This window comes from Patulibacter minatonensis DSM 18081 (assembly GCF_000519325.1).
Taxonomy (GTDB): Bacteria; Actinomycetota; Thermoleophilia; order Solirubrobacterales; family Solirubrobacteraceae; genus Patulibacter; species Patulibacter minatonensis.
This window is the reverse complement of the sequence record NZ_KI912613.1, coordinates 1,264,491-1,289,483: the sequence shown is the minus strand read 5'-3', so window position 1 is coordinate 1,289,483 and position 24,993 is coordinate 1,264,491. Positions and strand designations below refer to the sequence as shown.

21 protein-coding genes are annotated in these 24,993 nt (G+C 74.5%); 5 read left to right on the top strand and 16 right to left on the bottom strand.

Features of this window, described 5'->3' with window-relative positions:
- Positions 1 to 13 precede the first annotated feature (13 nt).
- Together PATMI_RS0105915 and PATMI_RS0105910 are read right to left on the bottom strand one after the other, a co-directional pair.
- Positions 14 to 946, bottom strand: coding sequence for an SGNH/GDSL hydrolase family protein (locus tag PATMI_RS0105915; protein WP_169738334.1), 933 nt, complete (start codon positions 944 to 946; stop codon positions 14 to 16).
- Positions 947 to 1,053: 107 nt separating this feature from the next.
- Complete coding sequence (locus PATMI_RS0105910) at positions 1,054 to 2,178, bottom strand: DegT/DnrJ/EryC1/StrS family aminotransferase (protein WP_026910214.1); 1,125 nt, start codon at positions 2,176 to 2,178, stop codon at positions 1,054 to 1,056.
- 85 nt (positions 2,179 to 2,263) lie between these two features.
- On the opposite strand from PATMI_RS0105910, the gene PATMI_RS33985 reads away from it, so the two are divergent.
- Positions 2,264 to 3,367: an undecaprenyl-diphosphate phosphatase gene (locus tag PATMI_RS33985; RefSeq protein ID WP_026910213.1), complete on the top strand. Its 1,104-nt coding sequence runs from the start codon at positions 2,264 to 2,266 to the stop codon at positions 3,365 to 3,367.
- Between the two features lie 28 nt (positions 3,368 to 3,395).
- Here PATMI_RS33985 and PATMI_RS0105900 read toward each other — a convergent pair whose 3' ends face one another.
- Positions 3,396 to 4,829, bottom strand: a complete 1,434-nt coding sequence (locus tag PATMI_RS0105900; RefSeq protein WP_051471114.1) for a carotenoid oxygenase family protein — start codon at positions 4,827 to 4,829, stop codon at positions 3,396 to 3,398.
- Positions 4,830 to 4,967: 138 nt separating this feature from the next.
- On the opposite strand from PATMI_RS0105900, the gene PATMI_RS0105895 reads away from it, so the two are divergent.
- Positions 4,968 to 5,531, top strand: a complete 564-nt coding sequence (locus PATMI_RS0105895; RefSeq protein ID WP_211241702.1) for a PadR family transcriptional regulator — start codon at positions 4,968 to 4,970, stop codon at positions 5,529 to 5,531.
- A 168-nt stretch (positions 5,532 to 5,699) separates the two neighbouring features.
- On the opposite strand, the gene PATMI_RS0105890 is transcribed toward PATMI_RS0105895, so the two are convergent.
- Positions 5,700 to 6,449, bottom strand: a complete 750-nt coding sequence (locus PATMI_RS0105890) for a class I SAM-dependent methyltransferase (protein ID WP_026910210.1) — start codon at positions 6,447 to 6,449, stop codon at positions 5,700 to 5,702.
- A gap of 86 nt (positions 6,450 to 6,535) precedes the next feature.
- On the opposite strand from PATMI_RS0105890, the gene purM reads away from it, so the two are divergent.
- Positions 6,536 to 7,594, top strand: a complete 1,059-nt coding sequence (gene purM, locus PATMI_RS27765) for a phosphoribosylformylglycinamidine cyclo-ligase (protein ID WP_051471112.1) — start codon at positions 6,536 to 6,538, stop codon at positions 7,592 to 7,594.
- 87 nt (positions 7,595 to 7,681) lie between these two features.
- Here purM and PATMI_RS33980 read toward each other — a convergent pair whose 3' ends face one another.
- The 4 genes from PATMI_RS33980 to PATMI_RS27755 form a co-directional block, all read right to left on the bottom strand.
- A complete protein-coding gene (locus tag PATMI_RS33980; protein ID WP_026910209.1) occupies positions 7,682 to 8,248 on the bottom strand; it encodes a hypothetical protein in 567 nt (188 codons plus the stop codon).
- Positions 8,249 to 8,405: 157 nt separating this feature from the next.
- Positions 8,406 to 9,740, bottom strand: coding sequence for a hypothetical protein (locus PATMI_RS0105875; RefSeq protein ID WP_026910208.1), 1,335 nt, complete (start codon positions 9,738 to 9,740; stop codon positions 8,406 to 8,408).
- The gene (locus tag PATMI_RS0105870) at positions 9,737 to 10,924 is read right to left on the bottom strand and encodes a hypothetical protein (protein WP_157260630.1); all 1,188 of its coding nucleotides are present in this window, start codon (positions 10,922 to 10,924) and stop codon (positions 9,737 to 9,739) included. Before PATMI_RS0105870 ends, PATMI_RS0105875 begins: the two co-directional genes overlap by 4 nt.
- Before the next feature lie 50 nt (positions 10,925 to 10,974).
- Positions 10,975 to 11,547 (bottom strand): RNA polymerase sigma factor, encoded by a 573-nt coding sequence (locus PATMI_RS27755; protein ID WP_051471111.1) that lies wholly within the window; start codon positions 11,545 to 11,547, stop codon positions 10,975 to 10,977.
- Positions 11,548 to 12,016: 469 nt separating this feature from the next.
- On the opposite strand from PATMI_RS27755, the gene PATMI_RS0105860 reads away from it, so the two are divergent.
- A complete protein-coding gene (locus PATMI_RS0105860) occupies positions 12,017 to 13,549 on the top strand; it encodes a protein kinase domain-containing protein (RefSeq protein WP_026910206.1) in 1,533 nt (510 codons plus the stop codon).
- 24 nt (positions 13,550 to 13,573) lie between these two features.
- On the opposite strand, the gene PATMI_RS0105855 is transcribed toward PATMI_RS0105860, so the two are convergent.
- The 8 genes from PATMI_RS0105855 to PATMI_RS33970 all read right to left on the bottom strand — a co-directional run bounded on the left by PATMI_RS0105855 (position 13,574) and on the right by PATMI_RS33970 (position 23,582).
- Positions 13,574 to 14,581, bottom strand: a complete 1,008-nt coding sequence (locus PATMI_RS0105855; RefSeq protein ID WP_026910205.1) for a D-alanine--D-alanine ligase family protein — start codon at positions 14,579 to 14,581, stop codon at positions 13,574 to 13,576.
- Complete coding sequence (gene pknB, locus PATMI_RS27750; RefSeq protein ID WP_051471110.1) at positions 14,578 to 16,659, bottom strand: Stk1 family PASTA domain-containing Ser/Thr kinase; 2,082 nt, start codon at positions 16,657 to 16,659, stop codon at positions 14,578 to 14,580. Before pknB ends, PATMI_RS0105855 begins: the two co-directional genes overlap by 4 nt.
- A gap of 70 nt (positions 16,660 to 16,729) precedes the next feature.
- A complete protein-coding gene (locus PATMI_RS0105845) occupies positions 16,730 to 18,208 on the bottom strand; it encodes a peptidoglycan D,D-transpeptidase FtsI family protein (protein WP_026910204.1) in 1,479 nt (492 codons plus the stop codon).
- Positions 18,205 to 19,518 carry an FtsW/RodA/SpoVE family cell cycle protein gene (locus PATMI_RS0105840; protein WP_026910203.1) on the bottom strand — a complete coding sequence of 438 codons (1,314 nt, stop codon included), beginning with the start codon at positions 19,516 to 19,518 and terminating at the stop codon, positions 18,205 to 18,207. The genes PATMI_RS0105845 and PATMI_RS0105840 overlap by 4 nt, the downstream gene beginning before the upstream one ends.
- Positions 19,515 to 20,813, bottom strand: a complete 1,299-nt coding sequence (locus PATMI_RS33975; RefSeq protein ID WP_051471109.1) for a Stp1/IreP family PP2C-type Ser/Thr phosphatase — start codon at positions 20,811 to 20,813, stop codon at positions 19,515 to 19,517. Before PATMI_RS33975 ends, PATMI_RS0105840 begins: the two co-directional genes overlap by 4 nt.
- Positions 20,814 to 21,299: an FHA domain-containing protein gene (locus tag PATMI_RS0105830; RefSeq protein ID WP_026910202.1), complete on the bottom strand. Its 486-nt coding sequence runs from the start codon at positions 21,297 to 21,299 to the stop codon at positions 20,814 to 20,816.
- Entirely contained in the window at positions 21,296 to 22,105 is an 810-nt protein-coding gene (locus PATMI_RS36470; RefSeq protein WP_026910201.1) for an FHA domain-containing protein, read from the bottom strand. The genes PATMI_RS0105830 and PATMI_RS36470 overlap by 4 nt, the downstream gene beginning before the upstream one ends.
- Positions 22,106 to 22,121: 16 nt before the next feature.
- Positions 22,122 to 23,582, bottom strand: coding sequence for a serine/threonine-protein kinase (locus PATMI_RS33970; RefSeq protein ID WP_051471108.1), 1,461 nt, complete (start codon positions 23,580 to 23,582; stop codon positions 22,122 to 22,124).
- Positions 23,583 to 23,814: 232 nt separating this feature from the next.
- Between PATMI_RS33970 and PATMI_RS0105815 the strand changes: the two genes are divergently transcribed.
- Positions 23,815 to 24,990, top strand: coding sequence for a hypothetical protein (locus tag PATMI_RS0105815; RefSeq protein ID WP_026910200.1), 1,176 nt, complete (start codon positions 23,815 to 23,817; stop codon positions 24,988 to 24,990).
- The last annotated feature ends 3 nt before the right edge of the window (positions 24,991 to 24,993 follow it).

Sequence of the window (24,993 nt, the reverse complement as noted above, 5' to 3'; positions counted from 1 at the left end):
CGCGCGCCGCGGGCTACCCGCCCGCCGCGGCCTTCACCGGCGTCCGTACGACCTCGAGGAACGCGTCGGCGATCCGCCGGTACCCCTCGGCGTTGGGGTGGAAGTCCTGACCCGTGCCGCAGAGCCGGGTCAGGCGGCAGGTGGTGTCGACCGCCTCGTCGGTGGCGGCGCCGTCGCTGCCGAACGCCCGGTCGACGCGCGCGACGACGAACCCCTCCGCCGCGAACGTCCGCCGGATCGTGGGGTTCGCCTGCTCCCGCACGATCTCGTGGAACGCCAGCGCAGCGGGCTTCGCGAGCCGCTGCCGGACGAGTGCGACGGCGGGGTCGTAGTAGGTCATCGCCGCGAGGACGGTCCGCTCGCCGGCCGCGTCGCGCAGCCGGCGGGCGACCTCGCGCAGCTCCGTGCGGACGCGGGGCAGGCCGTCCGCGAAGCAGGAGCGGACCTGCTCCGGGTCGATGCCCGCGCAGCCGATCAGGTCGTTCGCCCCGATGTCGATCGTCACGAGGGTCGGACGGTCGCCGCGGGCCTTCAGGTACGTCTCGGCGTAGGCGAGCTGGCTCGTCGCGGCGTCGCGGTTCTCGTACGGCATCGCGACCGGGGCGGCGGGGGTGCAGTCCCGGCCCCCCTGCAGCAGGCTGGAGACGGTGGCGCCCGAGCAGCCGATCCGGCTGAGGGTCACGGGCGTGCCGGCGTCCTCCAGCGCGGTCGCGAGCTGGTCGGGATAGCCCTCGCGGCTCGTCGCGAACGTCGCCTTCCGCTGGACCCCCTGGGCGAGCGAGTCGCCGAGCGCGAGGTACGCGGTGCCCGGCGCGGCCGGGTCCGGGGCGACGAGGGCCGGGTCGCCGGCCTTCGTGGTCGTCGGCGGCGGCGTGTCGTCACCTCCGCCGCCGCAGCCGGTCAGGAGCACCGCGACGGCCGCGCCCAGTGCGAGCCCGCCGGGCACCCGTCGCCGCCGGTCGGGGCGCGTGCCGGCACCCGGGTCCGGCGACGCGGTGCGCGGCCGACCGGCGCGGGGAACCGGCGGCGCACCCTCGGTCCCGCGCCGGAGCATCACGCCAGCACGGCCCCGACCGCCGCGACGACCTCGCCGACCTGCTCCTCGGTGATCGTCGCGCTCACGGGGAGCGCCAGGTGGGTGCGCGCGAGCTCGTCGGTGACGGGCAGGTCCGCGAGGCCGTCGGGCTGGAAGGCGGCCATCGGCGGCTGGCGGTGCACGGGGGTGCGGTAGTAGCCGCGGGCGCCGATCCCGCGCTCGTTCAGGCCGGCGGCGAGCTCGTCCGCCCGCTCGGACCGGACGACGTAGATGTGCCACGCCGGCGTCGCCCCGGGGGCCGCGACCGGGACCTCGACGAGCTCGTCGAGCCCGGCCCGGTGGTACCGCACGTGCGTCGCGGCGCGGTGCCCGGCCCAGCGGTCGAGGTGCGGGAGCTGGACCCGGAGGACGGCGGCCTGGAGCTCGTCGAGGCGGCTGTTGTAGCCGATCAGGGCGTAGTCGACCTTGTCGGCGCTGCCGTGGAAGCGCAGGGTGCGGACCTTCTCGGCGACCTCGGCGTCGGAGGTCGTGATCGCGCCGCCGTCCCCGAACCCGCCGAGGTTCTTCGACGGGTAGAAGCTGAACGTCGCGACGTCGCCCAGCGCGCCCGGGCGGCGGACGCCGTGCCTGCCGGTCGGGTCGCCGTCCTCGGTCAGGGTCGACCCGGCGGCCTGCGCGGCGTCCTCGAGCACCGGGAGCCCGGTGACGGCGCGGATCTCGTCGATCGGGGCGACGTTCCCGAACAGGTGGACGGCGATCACCGCCTTCGTCCGCGGCGTGACGGCGGCCCTCACCGTGTCGGCGGTGACGCACATCGTCTCGCGGTCGACGTCGCAGAACACCGGCGTGGCCCCGGTCGGCGGGATCGCCTCGGCGCTGGCCCAGAACGTGAACGACGGCACGACGACCTCGTCCCCCGGCCCGACGCCGAGGGCCCGCAGCGCGATCGTGATCGCCTCGGTGCCGTTGGCGACGCCGATCGCGTGCTCCGCGCCGATCCAGTCGGCGAACTCGCGCTCGAACGCCTGCGTCTCGGGCCCCAGGACGAAGCGCCCGTCGGCCGCGACCCGCAGGAGCGCCTCGTCGAGCTCGCGGCGGAGCGGCGCGAGCGCGGTCGCGGTGTCGAAGAGCGGCACGGCCATCGGTCAAGGGTACGGGCCGGGTCTTCACGCGCGATCCGTCGACCACCGGGACCACCCGCCTGCGGGAGGCGTAGCCTGCCGGACCGTGACCGCCCTGCCGACGCCGACCCCGCAGCTCAGCCCGCGCCGCAGCCTCGCGGCCGCGCTCCTCGCCGGCGCGCTCCACGGGCCGGCCGAGGCACTCCCCGTGTCCTCGTCGGCGCACGTCGCGTTCGTCGCGCGCCTCGCCGCGGGGCGTCGTGGCCGCCGGCCGGCCGACCCGGAGGTCGCCAAGAGCGTCGAGGTCGGCGCCCACGCCGGGACCCTGCTGGGCCTGACGATCGGCCTTCGGGGCGAGGCCGTGAAGGCGACCGCCGGCGTGCTGCGCGAGCCCCGGCTGGCGGCCCTGACCGGCCTGCGGATCGTCGCCGCCTCCGTCCCGGCGGTCGTCGGCGCCCTGACCCTCGAGCGCCAGATCGAGCGGCACCTCGGCGGCGACCGGACGATCGCGATGGGGCTCGTGGCCGGGTCCGCGGCGATGCTCGTGGCCGACGCGGTGGCGCCGGGTGGCGCGATCGACCGTCGGCGGCGCGATCCGGTGGCCCGCGGAACGTCGTCGGTGGGCGGGTCGGGCACCCCGGGCGAGGCGGGCCACGACGCTGCGCCGGGCGAGGCGCCCTCCGCCGCGGCCCGCGACGCGAGCGACCCCCGCGTCGCGGTGCGGGACGGTGTCGCCTCGGGTGGTCCGTCGGACACCACCGGACGGGTCGCGGCAGCAGGCACCCCCCACGGCCCCGGCCGCCCGTGGGAGGACGGGACGGTCGTCGACGCGGTCCTGATCGGCACCGCACAGGCCGCGGCCCTCTGGCCGGGCATCTCCCGGAGCGGCGCCGTGCTGGTCGCCGCCCGGCTGCGCGGGTTCTCCCGCGAGGCCTCGGGCAAGATCTCCGCGGCGCTCGCGGTGCCGGCCGTGGGCGGCGCGACGGCGCTGAAGGTCGTCCGCCTGGGGATCCGCCTCCGCGACGGCACGATCGACCCGAAGCACCTGACCCCGCTCGTCGCGGTGACGACGACGGGCGCGCTCTCCGGCGTCGTCGCGGCCCCGATGGCCCGGCGCACGCTCGAGGGCCTGCCGCTGTGGCCGTTCGCCGGCTACCGGGTCCTCCTGGCCGGCGCGCTGGCGGCGGCCGACTGCCGCTGGCGACGCTGAGGCCCCGCGGTCGGTTCCGGGACCGCGGTCAGACGTCCCGGGCGAACTGCCCGTGGAAGCCGAACGGGACGTGGTGGGGGACCCGTGCCCGGGCCATCTCCGTCAGGTCGGTCGCGTCGAGGACGACCAGCGACGAGGCCGCGTGCTCCGGCTCGAGGACGACGGTCAGCAGGACCCCGTCGCCCTCGGCCGTCGCGTCGGGACGACGGACGAACACCGGCTCCCCGGCGAAGCCGTCCGGATCCTCCCAGGCCACGGTCGTCCCGTCCGAGATCGCGGTCCGGGTCACGGCGCCGAAGAACCCCGGCGTGCTGCGGTCGCCGGCACCGAAGACCACGTCGTAGGGCCGACCGCGATGCCGACCGTCGATCCGAGGAAGCTCGAAGGGCCGGTCCGCGAGCCGCCGCGGGACGACGTCCCGCGCCTCGTCCCGCAGCACGTAGCGCTCGAGCGTCGGCAGCGCGAGGCCCCCGCCGGCCCGCAGGCGGTCCAGCCGCAGCGACTCCACCGCCTGCGCGTCCTCGTAGGCGAGGAGGTCCACGACGATCGCGCCGTCGTCCTCGAAGGCGTTGACGTGGTGGAAGCAGAACATCGCGGGCGCCGTCCACGGGCCCCGGGTCTCGCCCGTCGCGCGGTCGACGGCCCAGAGCCGCGTCCCGCGCTCGGGCTCCCAGCGGTAGTTGTCGATGAAGGGCCGGCCGGACGTGGCGAGCCGCAGGGGCGACACGACGAACGGGCTCTCGGACACGACGACGTGGCCCGGCGTCAGGCCGAAGGAGTGCTGGTAGCCGGGACGGGGCGCCGGGATCGAGCCGATCCGCCGCTCGCCTTCGTCGGCGGATCGGGCGACGACGTCGTACCGGGAGCGGGGCCCGAGGACGACCCGGAGGTCGAGCATCTCGCCGGTCCCGTCGTCGTGGTGCGGGTGGGCGTTCGGGAGGCTCGTGTCGGGGGCGCGCCGGTGCACGCCGAGCGTCTCGAGCGTCCGCGGGTCGAACTCGACCGCCATCGGCGTCTCCGTCATCGCGAGCCAGCGGTCGCCCAGGCGACCGACGTTGACGGCGCCGTTGTCCGACAGGTCGGGACGGAACATGCTCGCCACGCGCTGGAACCGCGTCCGGCATGGGTCGCTCGCGAACTCCCGGTACGCCAGCCGGCCGGTCTGCTCGTACGCCGTCCCGGCCCGGCCCCGCAGGAGCCGGTCGGCGTACGAGACCGCGCCGTCCGCGAACGAGAACCGGTGCAGCACGGCCTGACCGTCGAACCAGTGCGAGACGGAGCCGTCGGCCAGGTCCCACCGGGCGGGACCCGTCCGGATCAGGGTCCCCGTCAGCCAGTCCGGGACGGTTCCGGTGGTCTCGAGGCGGTCGAGGACGACCTCCTCGGTCAGGTCCGAGAAGCCGAGCGCCTGTGCGGGCGGGGCGGTCGGTCGCGAGGGGGCGGTCTGCGGGGCGGGGGGCACGGGGGCTCCTGGATCCGGAGTTCGGGGATCGGGGGTCGGGCCGCGCACCGGCGGACCGCGGGGGCGACCGGTACGGTTCCAGGACCGTCCGATCAGGATGCTCCAAACCGTACCTTCCATTTTGGACTGTTGTCAACCGTGACGCCCGGAACGCCCCCGCCAGACGCCTCCACGCCCCCGCCGGAGCCGCTGAGCCCCGCCCAGGTCATCGTGCTCGGGCTGCTGCGCTTCGCCGGCCGCGCGACGCCCTACGACCTGAAGCAGGGCGTGGCGGGCAGCGTCGGCAACTTCTGGTCGGTCCCGCACTCCCAGCTGTACGCCGAGCCGGACCGGCTCGTCGCCCGGGGGCTCGCGGACGTCGAACAGGAGCCCGGCGGACGACGGCGCAAGTCCTACGCGGTGACACCCGCCGGCGTGGCCGCGCTCGACGCCTGGGTCGCCGACCCGCCCGTCGACCTGGGCGAGCTCCGCACCCCGGCACTCCTCGCGGTCTTCTTCGGCGCCGACCCGGCGGTCGTCGCCCGCACCCAGCTCCCGCAGCACCGGGCGAAGCTCGAGGAGTACGAGCGCCTGATCGAGGCCGGAGCGGCCGCGGGCGAGGGCGTCGCGCGCGGTCCGGGGCTCACCCTGCGGGCGGGAGTCCTGTCCGAGCGCGCGTGGATCGCCTATTGGACCGAGATGCTGGAGGAGGCGGCGGGCTGAGGCGGGCGACGAGGCACCGGCCGTGGGCGTCGCGCCGGATGCCGGGCTCGCGCCGGGTGCGGCCGCGCGCGGCGGGCGGACGCGGGCCACGCGCCGGAAGCGGGCGGATGCGGGCCGCGGGCGAACGCGGGCCGCCCGCCGGGTCGGCCCTGCGGCGACCCCCGACCCCTACGTCGCGGGCGCCCGCCCCGCCACCGTCTGCGACCACCCGGACGTCACCCGGCGGACGTCCTCGAGCCCGTCCTGCTCGAACCGCGCGGTGAACGCGTCCGGCGCGAAGGTGCGGAGCCCGATCACCGGCTCGCCGAGCCGAGCCACCGTCCGCACCGGCGCGGGGCCGCGGTCGACCGTGGTCATCAGCGCGATGCGTCCGCCCGGCGCGAGCACGCGCAGGAGCTCGTCGACGACGCGGAACGGGTCCTCGACGAGGTAGAGCGCGCCGTAACAGGACACGAGGTCCAACGATCCGTCCGCGAACGGCAGCCGGTGCGCGTCGCCGCGGACGTACGCGATGCCGTCGGCGTACGTGTCGGCGGTGGCACGGGCGAGCATCGTCGCCGAGAAGTCGAATCCGACGACCAGGCCGCCGTCGTAGGTCCGGCGCAGCCGGCGGGTCGTGTTCCCCGGGCCGCAGGCCACGTCGAGGGCGACGTCGCCGTCCTGCGGGGCGAGGAGCTCGCGCTGCAGGCGCTGCTCGCTCCCCGTGGTCCGCAGGGTCCACGCCTGGAACAGGAGCGGCCGCCACGCCCGCTCGTAGATCCGGGGGACGATCGTCGAGCGCATCGCGCGCTGGGCGATCGAGACCCGCGCCGGCACCTCGGGCGCCAAGAGGTCGAGGTAGCCGTCCGTGATCCGCGGCGCGGCGGCCGGCGGATCCAGCAGCGGCAGGACGCGCTCGACGGGACTCGGGGCGGGCATGCGGGCGACCCTACCGGTGCGTAGGTCCGCTCCAGTGGCGGGCTCGGCGCGGGGTGGGGATCCCATCGGTGCGAAGATGCCCCGCGATGAGCGACGCCTACGCTGCCTCCGGAGTCGACACGGACCAGTCCGACGCGGGCGTCGGGGCCCTCGTCGCGGTGCTGAGGACGATCAACACCGGGAAGCCCTCGATCTCCGTCCTGCCCTCCGGGCACTACGCGAGCGTGCTGCGGGTCGCCCCGAACCTCGGGATCGCGATCGCCACCGACGGCGTCGGCTCGAAGCTCATCGTCGCGGAGGAGACCGGCCGCCTGGACACCGTCGGCATCGACGCGATCGCGATGAACGTCAACGACCTCATCTGCGTCGGCGCCGAGCCGATCGCGATGCTCGACTACCTCGCCGTCCAGGAGCCCGACGGGGAGCGCCTCGCCGCGATCGCCCGGGGCCTGAAGACCGGCGCCGAGGACGCGGGCATCGAGATCCCCGGCGGCGAGCTGGCCGTCCTCCCGGAGCTCCTGCGCGGTCACCCGGACCCGAACGGCTTCGACCTCTGCGGCACCGCGATCGGGACCGTCGCGCTCGACGAGCTGGTCACCGGCGAGCTGATCCAGCCGGGCGACGCGATGATCGGCCTGCCCTCGAGCGGCATCCACTCCAACGGCTACACGCTGGCCCGCAAGGCGCTCCAGCAGGACGGCGGCCTGTCGCTCGACGACACGCCGGAGGAGCTCGGCGGCGCCTCGATCGCCGATGCCCTCCTCGAGCCGACGGTCATCTACGTCCGGGCGATCGTGGAGCTGCTCCAGAGCGGCGTCGCCGTCCGCGGCCTCAGCCACATCACCGGCGGCGGCCTGCTGAACCTGGTCCGCCTCGGGCCGGGCCGCCTGGGCTTCGACGTCACCGAGCCGCTCCCGGTCCCGCCGATCTTCGGCCTCATCCAGCGCCTCGGTCAGGTCTCCGACGCCGAGATGTGGGAGGTCTTCAACCACGGCTGCGGCTTCGTCGCCGTCGTCCCCGAGGACCAGGTCGACACGGCCGTCGCGATCCTCGAGAAGCACCACCACGGCACCCGCCGCATCGGCACGGTCACCGACCGCCCGGGCACCTGCACGGCGCCGGGGGGCGTCACGCTGCAGGGCTGAGTCCGTCCGGTTCTGCGTTCTCGTCGCCTGGCGACGAGAACGCAGCATCGGACGCCGGCCCGGCGTGGGCGCAGAGGCTCCGACCGCTCAGCCGATCCCGCCGATCCGGACGATCCGGCCCTTCGTCTCCGTCACGTTGACGCGGGCGTTCGAGTAGTCCATCGTCCGCACGAGGTCGACCCCGTCGCGGCGCACGACCCGGACGACGCACCCCTTCTTCTTCGCGACCGCCTTCGCCTCGGCGGTCGACAGGCTGAGGAGGTCGCGCGCGTCGAAGCGGTCCTTGGCCTTCGGCGACTTGCCGCCACCCTCGCCGGGGCAGTAGACGGGCTTCGCGGGCCGCTCGACGGTGGTCTCCGCCGGGGTCGTCGGGGCGGGCTCCGCACCGGGCGGCGTGAGCTCGCCCGTCGGCCCGGACGGCGCCGTCGTCGACGACGGCGCGGCCGGACCCGTCCGCGGCGAGGCGGGATCGCCCTGTCCCTCGGCGGGCGTCTTCGGCGGCGACGGGTCGGGGGCGGTGGTCACGGGCGTCTCCGTCGTCGTGCTGCCGGTGGGGAACGACGCCTCCGGCGCGTCGTCGTCACCGCATCCGGCCAGCACCGGGGCACAGAAGAGGGCCAGGAGCGTGAGGACGGCGGGCACGCGGCGCTGCATGGGGCGAGTCTCGCGCACGGGCGGGGTGGGAGGGGACCGACCACCGGTGCGCGCGGCGACGCCGAGGGCACGCACCGCGCCCGTGGCCCCGGTCGGGATCTGCCGACGGTCGGCGGTGGCCCGAGGTCGGGACGCCCACGGGACCGGCCGATCCGGGTCAGGGCTGCGCGAGCCGCGCGGCCGGCAGCCGGACGGTCCGGCCGGTCGCGTCCCGGCCGACGAGGACCCGCTTCTGTCCGGTCAGGAACCCCGCCGAGATCGGCAGCAACGGGAGGTCGCCGCCGCCGAGGGACACCGCCAGCCGGATGTCGCCGAGCGACGCGGTCCGGACCGTCCGGAGCCCCGTGCCGTCCTGGACGTCCAGTTCGACGACGTCGCGCGGAACCGCGACGATCGACGCCGAGAACCCGGGCAACGCCCGACGCTCGAGGGTGTGGCGGCGGTCCGCCGACGCGCTGTCCCCGCCGGACCCGGCGAACCCGCCGACGGGGGACCAGCCGCGGGTCGCCATGCGCGGCGGGACCGTGCACGCGACCCCCGACGACAGGAGCGCCCCGAGACGGGTCGCCACGCGAACGCCCTCACCGCCGACCAGCGAGCCCGTGAGCCCGATGCACCTCGAGCCGTCACGGGCGGCGCTCACGAGGAGCCTCGGCCGGTCCCCGGCACGGTCGGCGACGACCGCATCGATCCGGAGTCCGGAGGCGACCGGCGCGTTCGCGATGCGCGTCCGGCCCACCGGCTCGAACAGCGGCAGGGCGCCGATGCCCCCGCGCACGCGCCGACCGTCGACGCGGAGCGTGCGCCCGCCGAGCGGCACGTCCCCCCTGCGCACGACGAGGCGCGCCCCGCCGCCGACGTCGGGGAGCGGGGTCACCGACGTGGCGTTCCGCAGCTCGGCGCGTGCGCCGGCGTGCCTGGTCAGGCCCCAGACGATCGTCGCGGCCACGGTCGGCCGCGACGCGCCGGCCCGACCGACCGGGATCCGGAGGACGTCCACGGTCCCGGCCCGGCCGAGGTCGGTGCACACCGTGTTGTCCGTCGTCCCGACGGGGACGTCGACGGCCCGCCTGGCTCCGGGGAGGATCCAGACGAAGCGGCCGCCCAGCATCCGCCCGACCTGCGCGCAGTCGAGCGTCCCCCTCCGGACCCGGCGCGGGCCGGGCAGGAACCGGATGTCGGGGCGGCGGAAGGTGCGGACCGCCCACCGCGGGCCCCCGTAGGGGTCCGGGACGGTGGCGACGACGCGCGCCGCGGTTCCGCGGATCTTCGGATAGACGATCGGGAGCGCCGGCGTCCGGGACGTCGGGAGGCCGACGCCGGGCAGCGCCGTCCTCAGGGGCCCCCGCTCCGTGGGCAGCTCCCCGGCGGCGCCTCCGCCCCTCGGGGCCGCGGGCGAGTCCTGGTCGAGGGCCGCGGCGATGCCTCCTGCGAGCACGCCGGCGGCGATCGCCGCCGGCACGATCCTCCGGAGCTGGTGCGTGAACGTCATCGGCCTGCTCCTCGGACGTCGGTGATCTGCGTGCTCCGCCCGTCCCGGACGACCCGGACGTCGATCTCGCCGGGCGCGACCCCGGCCGGGAGGATCGCGATGGCGGCGCGCGGCCCCGTGACGGCCTCGGGCCGACGGACGACCTCGCGACGGCCGTCCCTGGTCCGGACGACCCGTCGGGGATCGTCGGCGGTCATGCCGACGAGGACCGGGAAGTCGCGCCTCCCCACACGGACCGTCACCCGCTCGCCCTTCCGCGTCTCGAGCGCGACCACCGTGCGGCGACCGCCGTCGACCGGGGTCCGGACGTCGCGGACGAGCGCCCGCCGGGCGACGCGCGAGACGCAGATCAGGGTGCCGAGCCGGCGGCCGGAGACCCGGACCGGGACCAGCGACAGGCATCCGCGGGGGCTGTTGCGACCGTGGACGTGGACCCGGAAGAGCGCGTCGTTGGACCACGAGAACATCCCGGAGGGATCCGGGGCGTTGCCGTCGGCCAGCCCCAGCCGGACGACGCGCTCGCGGCCATCCGCCCAGCGCAGCGTCGCGGCCGACGCCGCACCCTCGGGCCACCCGGGGAGCGCGACGACGAACGTGCCGTCGGCCGCGGGCCTGGCCGTCCGGTCCCGACCGTCCCCTGCCCGGACCACCACGCTGCGCAGCCCCGATCCGCCGGAGCCGAAGACCAGGGTCGCGGCTCCCGCCGGGTCGTCGGCCCGCGGACCGGAGAAGCCGCGCAGCGCCACCACCGGCGCGGCCGCCCTCGGGGCCGGACCGCAGTCGTCGCTGCCGATCGGCGACGTCGTCCGGAACCGGCCGTCCGCCCCGCGGATCCCGAACGACGCCCCGTCGAGCTGGCCCACCCCGATGCACACGAGCCCGCCCCGGGAGCGGCCGACCCGCACCGTCCACGGGAGCCCGGAGCCGGGGTCCGCCGCGCGGACCGTCGAGATCCGGGACGTGCCCGGCGCCGGGAAGACCCCGGTGTCGTCGCCCCGGGCGAACGACGGGACCGGGCTCCCCGTCGCCGCGGTCAGGGCGACCGCGGCGGCCCCGGTGAAGCTCGCGGCCGCGACGATCGCGCCGGCCAGTGCCGCGACCGTCGTGGTCCCGCGTCGCCGCCGTGCCACGGAGCGCTCGTCGGCGGCGACCAGCCGCGCACCGAACTCCCGCAGGGAGGGCACGTCGTCGAGCGTCGGCACCGGCGGCCTCCGCACCTGTTCGTCTCCCCGGCTCACGCCACCACCCCCTCGCCGCTCGCCCGCAGCCGCTCCCCGAGCCGCCTGAGCGCCCGGGAGACCCGCTGGCGCGCCGCCGCCTCGGTGATCGTCAGCCGCTCGGCGATCTCCCCGAACTCGAGCTCGTCGACGACGCGGAGGCGCACGGCCTCGCGCTCGCCCGCAGGCAGGTCGAGGAGCTCGCGGGCGACGGCCTCGCGCAGGCCCTCCAGGGCGGCGAGCTCGTCGACGCGCTGCAGCTCCTCGTTGGTGGCGGCGGGGCGCTCGATCCCGAGGCGGCGACGCATCGCCCGGTCCGCGTAGCCGCGCTTCAGGTAGGCGGCGAGCTGGCGCTCCGCGATCGTCCTGAGCCACGCGCGGGCCTGGCGCTGCTCCCGGCCGCGGAAGCTCCGGCGGGACACGAACGCCGCGGCGAACGTCTCCGCGGTCAGGTCGAGCGCGGTCTCGGGGTCCAGCACCCGTCGGGCGAAGAACACGACCATGCGCGGTGCCTCCTCGGCGTAGAACGCGGAGAACGCCTCGGGATCGCGCCGGCTGCGGGCCAAGGCGCTGTGGGGTGGCTCCGCCATCACCTGGGTAGTGCGGGGGCGCGCCGATCCTGTGACACGGCACGCGGCCGCCGGGACGGAGGATCGGCCGCCGGGACGACATCGAGCCTAAGCGCAGGCCCCGACACCACGTTGGACGCCGGGGCCCGGGTCGAGCCCTGAAACCCGACAACGAGGAACGGCTCGAGGCCCACAGGCGGGTTTCCCGTCTCCACGGCGGAGAACCCGACAGTGGACCGCCGACGCCGGTTCACTGTCGGCCTGTCGGCCCGCCCCGCCCCTGCAAGCCCCCGTGCGTCCCGGGATCGAGCGCCCGACGGGTGCGGTGGAGCGCGGAAACGGGCAAGATCCCTGCTGTGGAGCCCCTCCCGGACGCCCGATCCCGCCTTCGCGGATCCGTCGCCCCGGTCCCCGGTCGCTCCCGATCGGCCGTGGACCGCCGACGACCGGACACGAACCCGCTCCCGACCCGCACAATGGGTGCCAACGGGTGACCATCGACGTCGGCACACTGCTCGCGGACCGCTACCGCCTCGAGGCCCAGATCGGCTCTGGAGGGATGTCGACGGTCTACCGCGCCTTCGACACCGTGCTGGAGCGCACGGTCGCGATCAAGCTGATGCACCGCAACCTCGCGGAGCACTCCGAGCAGCTGGAGCGCTTCAGCCGGGAAGCCCGCGCCGTCGCCCGCCTGAACCACCCGCACATCGTGCAGGTGATCGACGCCGGCGAGGACGAGGACACCCCGTTCATCGTCTTCGAGCACGTCAAGGGTGAGACGCTGAAGGAGCGCGTCCAGCGGGCGGGCCGCCTGCCGGTGACGGAGGCCGTCGCGTACGCGATCGAGATCGCCCGGGCCCTCGGCGCGGCGCACGAGCGCAACATCGTCCACCGCGACGTCAAGCCGCAGAACGTCCTGATCAACGAGGAGGGCGTCGCCAAGGTCACCGACTTCGGCATCGCCCGGACCCTCGAGGAGCACGGCCTGACCGCCGACGGGCGCGTCCTGGGCACCACCGACTACGTGTCGCCCGAGCAGGCGATGGGCCACGACGTCGACGGCCAGAGCGACGTCTACTCGCTGGGGATCGTCCTCTACGAGATGTTGATCGGCGACATCCCGTTCCACGGCGAGAACCAGGTCGCCGTCGCGATGAAGCACGTCCGCGAGGAGCTCCCGGACGTCCAGCAGCTCCGGCCGTCGATCGGCACCGCCCTCGCCGCCGTGGTGGACCGCGCGACCGCCAAGTCCCTCGACGTCCGCTACCTCGGCACGGAGGAGCTCGTCGCCGACCTGGAGGACGTCCTCACGATCGAGGCCGGCCGCCGCGGCGAGACGACGGGCGAGGCCACGGCCGTCTTCCGCAGCCTCCCGCAGGAGCAGCAGAGCCGCGCGAACCTGCGCCCGGGCCGCCGCTCGGTGCTGCTCGTCGCCGTCCTCGCGGTCGTCGCGGCGTTCGCGGCCGCCGGGTTCCTCTTCCTCGGCGACAACACCACCCGGGGCACCGGCCAGAAGCCGCGCACGCCGGTCGCGACCGGGTCGCAGGCGATCTCGCTCGACGCCGACGCCGCGCACGACTACGACCCGTCGCCGGGCGACGGGAACGAGCACGCCGACAAGACCGCCCGCGTCCTCGACGGCGACCAGTCGACGGTCTGGGACACCGAGGGCTACTCGAACGGGTCGTTCGGCGCGAAGTCCGGCGTCGGGATCTACCTCGACGTCGGGGCGGCCGGCAGGACGGTCGCCGCCACGAAGCTCGACCTGACGACGCCCTCCGCCGGCTGGGACGCCACCGTCCTCGCGGCGCCCGACGGCGACGTCCCCACGACCCGCGACGACCAGCGCTGGGTCGAGGTCGGGAAGCTGACGGATGCGAAGGCGGGGGACGACGCGATCCCGCTGTCCACGAACGGCAGGCGCTACCGCTACTACCTCCTGTGGATCACGAAGCTCCCGCCGGTCACGAGCGGCCCGTCGAAGGTCGCGATCGGCGCGATGACGCTGCAGAAGCCGCGCTGAGCCCGAGCGGGACCCGCGAGCCGACTAGAACGCCTGCGCGCGCTCCCGCGAGTGGCGCTGCAGCGCCAGGGCCACCAGCCGCGACACCAGGTCGGGGTAGGCGACGCCCGTGGCCTCCCAGAGCTTCCCGTACGCGGAGGTCTCGGTGAAGCCGGGGAGGGTGTTCAGCTCGTTCAGGAGGACGTTCTCGCCGTCGACGAAGAAGTCCGCACGCGCCAGGCCGTCGCAGCACGAGAGCGTGAACGCCTTCGCCGCCAGCTCCTGCACCCGGGCCTTCGCCGTCGGGCTGATCGGCGCGGGGACGCGGAGCTCCATCCCGCCGGGCGTGTACTTCGCCTCGTAGTCGTACCAGGCGTCCGGATCCGTGCTGGTCAGCACGATCTGCCCGATCTCGGACACCGTCGGATCGTCGCCGGAGCCCAGGACGGCGGTCTCGGCCTCGACGCCCACGGCGGAGGCCTCGACGATCACGCGCGCGTCGTGGCGGAGCGCCACCTCGATCGCGGGGGCCAGCTCCTCGACGGTCCGCGCCGGGGCGATCCCGACGGACGACCCCATTCGGGACGGCTTGACCCAGGCGGGCAGGCCGAGCCCCGCGACCCGGGCCAGCACGGCGTCCCGGTCGCGGACCCAGTCGCGGGCGTGGACGGCCTCGTAGGCGACCTGGGGGATCCCGGCCGTGTGCATGAGGTCCTTGAACAGGAGCTTGTCCATGCAGACCGCGGACCCGAGCACCGGCGACCCGACGTACGGGACGTCGAGCAGGTCGAGCAGCCCCTGGACGGTGCCGTCCTCGCCGAACGGCCCGTGCAGCACCGGGAAGACGACCTCGCAGTCCAGCAGGCCGCCGCCGGGCGTGAGCGGCACCGGCGCGCCGGACTCGCGCAGCGTCCAGGACCCGTCGCGTGGGAGGTGGATCTCCACGACGTCGTGCCCGGCGGCCCGCAGGCCGGCGGCGACCGCCGCCGCCGAGCGGACCGAGACGTCGTGCTCCGACGACCGGCCGCCGCCGAGGACCGCGACCCGGCTCACGCGCCGCTCCCGGACCGCACGCGGACGGTGGCGTTCGGCGTCTGGTCGGCGCTCCGCGAGCTCGACGCCCCGGAGGACGCCCCGGGCGACGGCGATGGGTCGGCCGCGCCGTCCTGCCCGGTCGACGGGGTCTCGTCGGTCGTCGTCGGGGCCTCGTACGCGCCGACGGTCAGCGTCACGGTCGAGCCCTTCGCGACCTTCCCACCGTTGGGCTGCTGGTCGATCACCTGGCCGTCCTCCGACTGCGTGGTGGTCGTCTGCGTCTTGACCGTCGGCTTCAGACCGAGCTTCCGGAGCGCCGACGACGCCGCGGACCGGCTGCGGCCCTCGAGGTTCGGGACCGTCACGTCGGTGTCGCCCTCGTCCGCCGGCGCCTTGGCGAGCGTCACCGAGACGTTCGAGCCCTTGTCGACCTGCGAGCGGGTGCCGGGGTTCTGCTCGATCACGGTGCCGGCGGTCTCGTCGCTCTCGCGATCGGTGAACGTCCCGGTCAGCCCTGCCGCCTTCAGCGCGTCCTCGGCCTTCGCCCGCGTCAGGCCGTCGAGATTCGGAACGGTCACCTGCGCCGTGGCGGGGGTCGTGGTGGTCGTGCCCTCCCGCGCCGGACCCTGCGAGACCTGGATCACGATGCTCTCGCGGGTGTCCGCGGACGCGTTGGCGGACGGGGACGTGCCGATGACCCGGCCCGCCGAGATCGTCTCGTTCGACGCCCGGGCGTCCGTGAACCGCGTGAACCCCGATTCGCGCAGCTTCGCCTTCGCGTCGTCCAGACTGAGGCCCGCGACGTTCGGCACGGTCGCGGCCTGCGGGCCGCTGGAGACCACGAGCCGCACCTCCGTCCCACGCCGGACCTTCTTCCGCGCGCCGGGCGACTGCTCGATCACCCGACCCCGCGGGACGCTGGTGCTCGCCTGCGCCTGGTCCTGGACGACCTTGAAGCCCCGGGACTCGAGCGTCTGACGGGCCGCCTCGAAGGTGCGGTCCTTGACGTTCGGGACGGTCTCCATCCGGCCGAAGGCGAGGTAGCCGATCAGCGCGAGCACGACGACGGTCGCGAGGCCACCGACGATCGCGATCGTCCAGTTGCGCCGCTTGCGGGCCTCCGCGGCCTCTCGGGCGTCCTCGGGCGAGACCCCGGCGGGGACGGCCATCCCGGCGGCGGGCTGGAGCCAGCCCCCGGTCGGCTGCTGGGCGAGCGCGGCCGCGTTGGCGGCGGCGAGCGCAGGCTGCGCGGGGACGGGCGCGCCGGAGACGATGCGGTGCCGGACCGCCTGGAGGGCGGCGACGAACTCCTCGGCGTCCTCGAACCGGTCCTCCGGCTGCTTCGACATCGCCTTCAGGACGACGTACTCGAGGTCCGCGGGGATCTCGGGGTTGACGATCGAGAGCGCCGGCGGGTCCTCGTTGACGTGCTTCAGCGCGATCGCGACGGGCTGGTCGCCGTCGAACGGCATCCGCCCCGTCAGCATCTCGAAGAGCACGACGCCGACGGCGTAGAGGTCGGCGGACGGCGTGATCGGCTGCCCGGAGGCCTGCTCGGGCGAGAGGTAGTGCGCGGTGCCGACGATCATGCCGGTCTGCGTCATCTGCAGGTCGTCGACGGCGCGGGCGATGCCGAAGTCGGCGACCTTCAGGTCGCCGTCGGGTCCGACGAGGACGTTCTGCGGCTTGATGTCGCGGTGGACGAGCCCGCGCTTGTGGGCGTAGCGCAGCGCATCGAGGACCTGCGAGATCTGGTCGATCGTCTTGATCGGGTCCAGCGGTGCCTGGTCGCGGATGACGTCCTTGAGCGTCACCCCGTCGACGAGCTCCATCGCCATGTACGGGATGCCGTCCCAGTCCCCGCGGTCGAAGACCGAGACGATGTGCGGGTGCTGCAGGCCGGCGGCGGACTGGCTCTCCCGGCGGAACCGCGCGACGACGTCGGGATCCTCGGCGAGCTGCTCGTGCAGCACCTTCAGGGCGACGTGCCGCCCCAGCTGGAGGTCCTCGCACCCGTAGACCTCGGCCATGCCGCCCGTGCCCAGGCGGCGCTCCACGAGGTAGCGCCCGTCGATCGTCTGTCCGACCCTGTTCATCGTCCTGCTCCGTCCGTGGGTCGTACCGACGTCCCATGATGCCCGCCGCACCGGACCACGTGCACCCGGCTCATCGTCCGGCCCCCGCGTCGAGGGCGGACTGGATCACGGTCTTGGCGATCGGGGCGGCGACCTGCCCGCCCTGGCCGGCGCTCTTCTCGACGATCACGGCGACGGCCACCTTCGGGTCCTCCACGGGTGCGAAGCCGATGAACCAGAGGTTGTTGATGCCGGCGGTGACGTTGCCGAGCTCGGCCGTGCCGGTCTTGCCGCCGACCTTCACCCCGGTCCCGAGGTTCGCCTGCGCGCCGGTGCCCTCGTCGACGACGTTGGCCATCATGCTGCGCAGCGACGCGGCGGTCGACGCCTTCATCGCCTGCTTGTACGTCTCGGGCTCGACCTGCTCCTGCACGCGCCCGTCGGCGTCGGTCACGCGGTCCACGAGGTGCGGCTTCATGAGCTTCCCGTCGTTGGCGACGGCCGAGACGACCATCGCCATCTGCAACGGCGTGACGCCGAGCTTGTCCTGACCGATCCCCGTGCGGGCGAGGTCGACGTACTTGCTGTACGCCTTGATCAGCTTGTCCTTGCGCAGGATGCCCGACCGGCGGACCTGGTCCTCCGGGAGGTCCAGCGGCGGCCGGGAGTCGAAGCCGAACTTCTCCATCGCCGTCTGCAGCGCCCGGCCGCCGAGGTCGACGGCGATGTTGCCGAACGCCCCGTTGACCGACTGCACGAGGGCCTGGCGGACGGTGACCATGCCCGGGTCCTCCCCGCCGAAGTTGCCGAGCGGCACGCTCGAGAACGTCTGATTGTTCGCGCCGTTGACGAGCGTGTCGGGCGTGTACTTGCCGCTGTCCAGCGCCGCGGCGGTCGTGACGACCTTGAACGTCGAGCCCGGCACGTACGGGAACTGGGTCGCGCGGCTCAGCAGTGCCCCGTTCTTCAGCGTCTTGCGGTAGGCCTCGCTCTTGGCGGCGTCACCACCGGCGATCAGGTCGTCGGGGTCGTAGCTCGGCACCGTGACCATCGCGAGGACCTTGCCGGTCTTCGGCTCGAGCGCGACGACGGACCCGGCGCGGCCGTTCAGCCCCTGGACCGCGGCCTTCATCACGGACGGCTCGAGCGTGGTGCGGACGTCGTCACCGCGCTGGTCGCCCTGGATCAGCTTGTTCACCGCGGTGGCGAGCTTCACCGCCTTGCCCGAGAGGAAGTCGTTCTGCGAGCGCTCCAGCCCCGCCTGCTGCCCGAGGGTCTGGTCGCTGAAGCCGACGGTGGCGGCGTAGAGGCTGCCCTGCGGGTAGACGCGCTGGTAGTAGCGGTTGCCGGTGTCGCGGGACTTCACGCTCTTGCTGCGCGCGAGCACCGTCCCGTCGGCGGCGAGGATCTTGCCGCGCGGCACCCGGGACGCCCGGATCACGTCGCGGTTGTTCAGGGCGTCGGTCCGGAGGCCCTTGTCCTCGAAGACCGTCCAGCGCGAGGTGAACGCGACGAGCACGCCGAAGAGGACGACGAACAGGACGAACAGGTTGCGGATCGAGCTGTTCACGTGGGACGCCTCGCGTCCTCGGACAGGCGCATCAGGAGCGCCAGCAGCACGAAGTTGGCCATGATCGACGACCCGCCGTAGGAGATGAACGGCAGCGTCACGCCGGTCAGCGGGATCACCTTCGTGACGCCGCCGACGATCACGAAGACCTGGAGCGCGAAGACCGACGTCAGCCCGGTCGCCAGCAGCTTGGAGAACGGGTCGCGGGCGAGCGTCGCCACGCGGAAGCCGCGGTTGATGATCAGCAGGTAGGCGAGCAGGATCGCGGTCGCGCCGAGCAGCCCGGTCTCGTTCGTGATCAGCGAGTAGATGAGGTCGTTCTTCGCCGCCGGCAGGAGCGTCGTGCCGATCACGCCGTTCTGGTCGGTGAGCCCGATCTCGGCCTGCCCGAAGCCGCGCCCGAACAGCCCGCCGTCGGCCTGCGCGAAGAGCGACTGGGCGAGCTGGGCGCTGCCGCCGGTCTGCTGGAACAGCTCGGGGTCGAAGGGGTGACGCCACGCCTCGACGCGGTCCTGCACGTGCCCGACGCGGCCGCCGACGACGTAGGCCCCCAGCGCGAAGGCGCCGAGCCCGATCACGGGGAACCGCTTCTTGCCCGTCGCCACGTAGAGCAGGGCCAGGAACGCCCCGAAGAACATCACCGACGACCCGAGGTCGCGGATGAAGATCAGGAGCATCATCGCGACGCCCCAGATCGCCAGCAGCGGCCCGAAGTGCCGGAGCGGCGGGAACGACATCCCGAGGAACCTGCGCCCCCCGTGGATCAGCACCTGGCGGGTGTCCCGCAGGTAGCTGGCGAGGAAGATGACGATGCCGATCTTCGCGAACTCGGCGGCCTGGAACGAGAGGGGCCCGACGTTGATCGACAGGTACGCGCCGTTGCTGGCGCCGCCGATGCCGGGCAGGCGCGGCAGGATCAGGAGCAGGATCGACCCGAACGCGATCGTGTACCGGTAGCGCTCCAGCAGGTGGAGGTCCTTCAGCATCACCATCGTCACGGCGAACAGGCCGAGCCCGACGACGAACCACTGCGCCTGCAGCCGGGCGAAGCTCTCGTCGATCCGGTACAGCTCGACGAGCCCGAAGCACGCGAGCACCGCCACCAGCGGGAAGAGGTACGGATCGGCGTTCGGCGCCGTGAAGCGGACGACGAGGTGCCCGACGAGGCACAGCGCCAGGAACACCCCGCCGTACGTCAGCGAGGCGTCGGAGAGGAAGGCGTCGCGCTTGAGGAAGATCGCCGCGAAGCCGGCGGTCACCAGCAGCGCGGAGGGCAACAGCGCGAGAGCCTCGCGGTTGCGGGCGCTCACGGCTTGACGACCTCGCCGCGCTCCAGACGCGAGACCAGGTCGTTGGCGTCCCCGAGCGACCTGATCCGGTGGTCGAACAGGCGCTTGCGGATCCGCGGGTCGACCTCGTCGACCGGCACCGACGACGGGTAGTTCGCGGAGTACAGGCGGACGCCGGCGGGCAGGTCGTACGGGAGCCCGCGGTAGACCGTGACCAGGCCCTTGTAGCTGCCGACGAAGTAGACGGTCTGCGACGCGAAGTAGCCGCCCGTCAGGACGCAGGCGATGAGGAAGAGCACGATGAACGGCCCGGCGCGCAGGCCGCGGCGGCGCTTCTTCTGCCCGGGACGCGGGGAGCGCGGCCCGCCCGCCGCGTCGGGGCCGTCGGCCAGCTCGACGAGGGACCGCGGTCGCGGCGCGTCGTCGCCGGCCTCGCGCTCGAGGTCCGCCGCGGTGACGACCGGCATGACCGCCGTCGCCTGCTCGGCGTCGGGGCCGGGGTGGGAGCCCGTCGGCTGCTCTCCGATCGGCACGCCCGCGCCGGTCGCGCCGCCGAGCGTGCCGGGCGTGTCGTCGCCCTCGACCCGGAACAGGAGGACGGTGATGTTGTCGCGGCCGCCGGCGTCGTTGGCGGCGTCGACGAGCGCGTCGACGTACACCTGCAACGGCAGGTCGCCCTCGAGCGACCCGTCGGGCCGCGAGGTCATGATGTCGCCGATCTTCTGGTCCGACAGCATCGCCGTGAGGCCGTCGCTGCAGACCATGAAGACGTCGCGGTCCTGCACGCGCAGGACCTCGGAGTCGACCGCGACCTCGGACTCGGGGCCGAGCGCGCGGGTGATGATCGAGCGCTGCGGGTGCTCCGCGGCCTCCTCGGGCGTCAGCCGGCCCTGGCGGACGAGCTCCTCGACGAGCGAGTGGTCGCGGGTGAGGCGCTCGAGCTCGCCGCCCCGCAGGCGGTACAGCCGGCTGTCGCCGACGTGCACGACGACCAGGTGCCGCTCGTCGACGTACGCGGCCGTGAGCGTCGTGCCCATGCCGGCGTTGCGGCTGTCGCTCTGCGCGCGCTCGTGGATCCGCTGGTTCGCCTCGACCACCTGGTCGCGCAGGCGCTCGGCGACCGTGCCGCCGCTGCGCTCGCCGAGGCCCTCGTGGAGGACCTCGACCGCCATGCGGGACGCGACCTCGCCGGCCTGCGCTCCGCCCATGCCGTCGGCGACCGCGAACAGGGGCGTCCGCGCGAGGAACGAGTCCTCGTTGGCGGGGCGCACGCGGCCGGTGTCGGTCCGCTGGGCGTATTCGATGACGCGAAGCACTCAGTCGTCCAGGTAGGTGAACTCGGTGTCGCCGATGCGGATCCGGTCGCCGAGCTGCAGCGGCTGGGCGCCCACGAGCGGCTCCTCGTTGAGGAACGTCCCGTTCGTCGAATTCAGATCCTCCACGATCACCACCCCTGCCTGTCGCACCAGTCGCGCGTGCTTGCCGGACGCGTACGGATCCTCGATCTGGATCTCGACCTGGGCCCCGCGGCCGATGACCGCACCGGGGCCCACGTCGTACTCGTCCCCGGGATGGTGCCCGATCGCGCGCTCGACGCGCAGCCGGGGTTCGCCGCCACCCCCGCCGGAGAGCCCCTCGCCGGCCGCCACACCGGGCGCCACGGCACCCACGGCACCCCGTCCGAGGTCGACGATGCTCGACCGCGCGACCCACGCGAGGAACAGGTAGAGCACGCCGACGATCGCGAACTTCAGCGCGACGGAGACGGGCTCGACGAGATCGGCCAGCGGTGGCTGGATCACGGGGCGTCCCGCACGGTCATCGACACGGTGCCGAGGTCGATCCGGTCGCCGGGGCGGACCTCGCCCGGATCACCGGTGCCCCCGACCTGCCGGCCGTTGACCCGCACGCCGTTGGTGGAGCCGAGGTCGAAGACGACCCAGCCGTCGCCGCGGGGGCGGAGCTCCATGTGCTGCCGTGAGACCTCGGCGCTCGAGATCACGACGTCGCAGTCGCGGCTGCGGCCGACGGTCCCGCCCGCGGACGGGACCGGCTCGATGCGGCCGTCGAGGACCAGCGCGATCGGGGACGGCCCGGCCCGGCGGGCACCCTCCCGCGGCCGGGGGCGCGGCGCCGGGGCGTCGACCGGCTCCCGCCGGCGCGGCACCGGCGGCGCGCCCCCGGTGTTCGACGGGCGGCGCTCGGGGGCGCGGGCGCGGTCGGGCTCCGCGGCCCGGGCCGACGGTCCCTCGTCGTGCTGGGCGCGGATGCCGTACCGGCTCGTCGGCAGCTCGGGTCCGAGGTGGAAGACGATCTCCGGCGCGTGCGGCAGGGCGAAGCGCTGCTCCCGCGCGTGGACGACGAGGCTCGCGGCGAGCTCGTCGGCGAGCTGCGCCGCACCGGAGGAGATGCGCTGGTGGTCGGCGGGGGAGAGGAACACGTCGTAGTGGTGGGCGACCCACGTGCGGTCGAGACCCTGGCGCCGCGTGGCCTCCATCTCCCGAGCCAGCCCACGGGCCAGCTCAGCGGGGGTGACCTCGCTTCGGAACATCCGGCCGAAGGTTCCTTCGACCAGACCGGCAAGCTTGCTCTCGATGTCGCGCAGCACTGGGGTCTCTACTCGGTCACCGGATGCTACGGGGTGCACGCACGCGACCGGCCCACCCTCCGGCGGCCACCACGGACGCTCCCGCGAGCACCGGCCCGAGCACCACGGCCGCGCCGCCCGCCACCACGCCGACCAGCGGTCCGACGACGAGCCCGCCGGCGGCCGCTCCGCCGGCGAGGACGAGGAGCCCGGCGGCGAGCCGTCGTGATCCGGCGGGCACCGTCCCGCGGGGCGTCCCCCACAGGGCGGCGGTGAGCGCCGACGCCACGAGCGCGATCGTCAGGGCGAGCGCCCCGGCCGCACCGGCCAGCGCGGCGATGCCCGCCGCGACCGGCGCCGCGCGCAGCAGCGGCGTCCGTGGTCCCGTCACCGTGTCGAGCACGGCCCGGACGCGATCCCACTCGGCGCGTCCTCCGGACCAGGTCGACCGTCGCGGCCGGGCCACCGCGTCCGCCTCGTGCGAGTGCTGCTCGCGCAGGACGGGCGCGATCGGCACGCCGCGCTCCGCGAGTCCGGTGCGGAGCGCGCGCTCGAGCTCCTCGACGCTCCCACGGGCGCCGGGCTCCTCCTCGACCGCGCGATCGACCGCGTCGAGGACCACTCCGGGCAGGTCGGGGCGCCGCGGACGAAGCGACGGCAGGTCGGCGTGCGCGCGGACGAGGGCGCCGGCGCGCTCGGGCTTCCCGGCGGGGTGCTCGCCGACGAACGCCTCGTGGAGGACGACGCCCAGCGCCCACAGGTCGCCGGCCTCGTCTCCGGGACCGCCCGTCAGGCGCTCCGGGGCCATGTACGACAGCGTGCCCACGATCCGGCCCTTGCGGGTCTCCTCGTGGACGTCCGTCGGCCGGGCGATCCCGAAGTCCGCGAGCTTCGCCGGCGGCACGTGCGGGTGGGCGACCGTCCCCGCGGGTGCGCCCGCGCCGCCGCGGCCGAACGCGTCGGCGGGCACGAGGACGTTCCGCGGCGTCACGTCGCGGTGGACGATCCCGTGCGCGTGCGCGTGCCGGAGCGCGACGCACATGGAGACGCCGATCTGCAGCAGCTCGTCGTCGGTGTGCGTGTCGTCGGCGATCGTGCGGCGGAGCGTGTCGCCGGCCACGAACTCGGTGACGAGCCAGGTGCAGCCGTCCGCGGAGCCGAGCCCGTAGGTGCCGACGACGGTCGGGTGGCTGAGCCGCGCGGCGGCCCGGCCCTCGGCCAGAGCGCGCGCACCGCCCTCGCTCGGCAGGCACTTGACGGCGACCGGCCGGCCGAGGTTGCGGTCCTCCGCCATCCAGACGGTCCCCGCGCCCCCGCGCCCGAGGATCCGCACGAGCTCGTAGCGCCCGAGGACGAGGTCGCCCGGCTCGCGATCCGAGCCGGCGACGGGTCTCGGAGGCCGCCCGGACCCGGGGAGGCGCGCCGCGGTCGGCGCCGCGTCCTCCATCGCGGGGGGGACGACGCGCGGGGCGTCGGTGGCGGCGGTCTCCGGTCGCACGGCGTGGTCTTCGACTCCGTGTGCGCCATCCCTTCGCGGGACGTGCGACGATCGCCCGTGCCCGGCGACGGTCCCCCCGGCGGTGGTGTCGCGGAGCGCAGCGAAGGCGGTTTGCAGGTGTTTGCAAAAAGAAGGACTCGCCGTCCGGAGGGTGAACGGCAGGCAGGACCGTCGGTAGCGTCCTTCCGGACGAGCCCGCACGCAACCTCTCTCACCATCCCAGGAGCACCCCGTGTCGTTCTTCGACGACGACGACTTCGATGAGCCCACCCACGTCGCCGACGCCCCTCGGCGCAGTGGGTCGCGCGCCGGTGGGTTCGGCGGGTTCGGCGGCGGTGGCGGCGGGCGCTCGACCCCGGGCGGCATCGATCCCCAGACGGCCCGGCAGCGTCAGCTGGTGGCGCTCGGGGTCATCATCTTCGTGCTCATCCTGCTGGTCTTCGCGGTGAACAGCTGCGTCAAGTCCGGCCGCACGTCAGCGCTCAAGGACTACTCGCGCGACGTCACGTCGGTCCTGCAGGAGTCGAAGTCCGACGTCGCGGACAAGATGTTCCAGGCGCTCAGCTCCGGGGACGACGCCAACGCGGTGCAGTCCGCGCTGAACCAGGTCCGCGCGAGCGCGGACGACCAGGCGTCGCGCGTGAAGGACTTCAGCGAGCCGGGCGACGACCAGGGCAAGGCCGCGCAGCACGACCTCGAGCTCGCGATGAACCTGCGCGCCGAGGCCGTGAAGGTCATCGCGTCGCAGATCGCGTCGGCGAAGTCGGACGACGGGGAGGCCGCGTCCAAGCAGATCGCCGGCCAGCTCGGTGCGTTCCTCGCCAGCGACGTGATCGTCCTGCAGCGCGTGAAGCCGCTGATCGACGAGGCCCTGAAGGAGAAGGACGTCAGCGGCGCCGACGTCCAGGCGCCGCGAACGATCTCCGACGTCACCGTGCTCGACCCGGTCACGGTCCAGGCCGCGCTCGGCGGGGGCGGGGCGACGAGCGGTTCCGGCTCGACGGGCGAGGTCAAGGACCGCTCGGGCGAGACCCCGTCGGACCCGAACGTCACCCACGGCACGTCGCTCGGCGACGTCACCGCGAACGGCACGGCGCTGGAGGCCGGCTCCACCGATCCGGCGGCGATCGGCAAGTCGATCTCGGTCGGGGTCACGAACAGCGGCCAGGCGGACGAGACGAACGTCGAGGTCGGCGCGGTCTTCACGCCCTCGGGCGGCAAGGCGGTCTCGACGAAGAAGTCGATCGCATCGATCCCGCAGGGCGAGTCGACCACGGTCGACCTGACCCTCCCGTCGTCGGTCCGGGCCGGCCAGTCCGGGCAGCTCGTGATCAAGATCGGCGGGGTTCCCGGTGAGGAGAAGCTCGACAACAACGAGGCGACCTACACCGTGACCATCGGCAACTGAGCC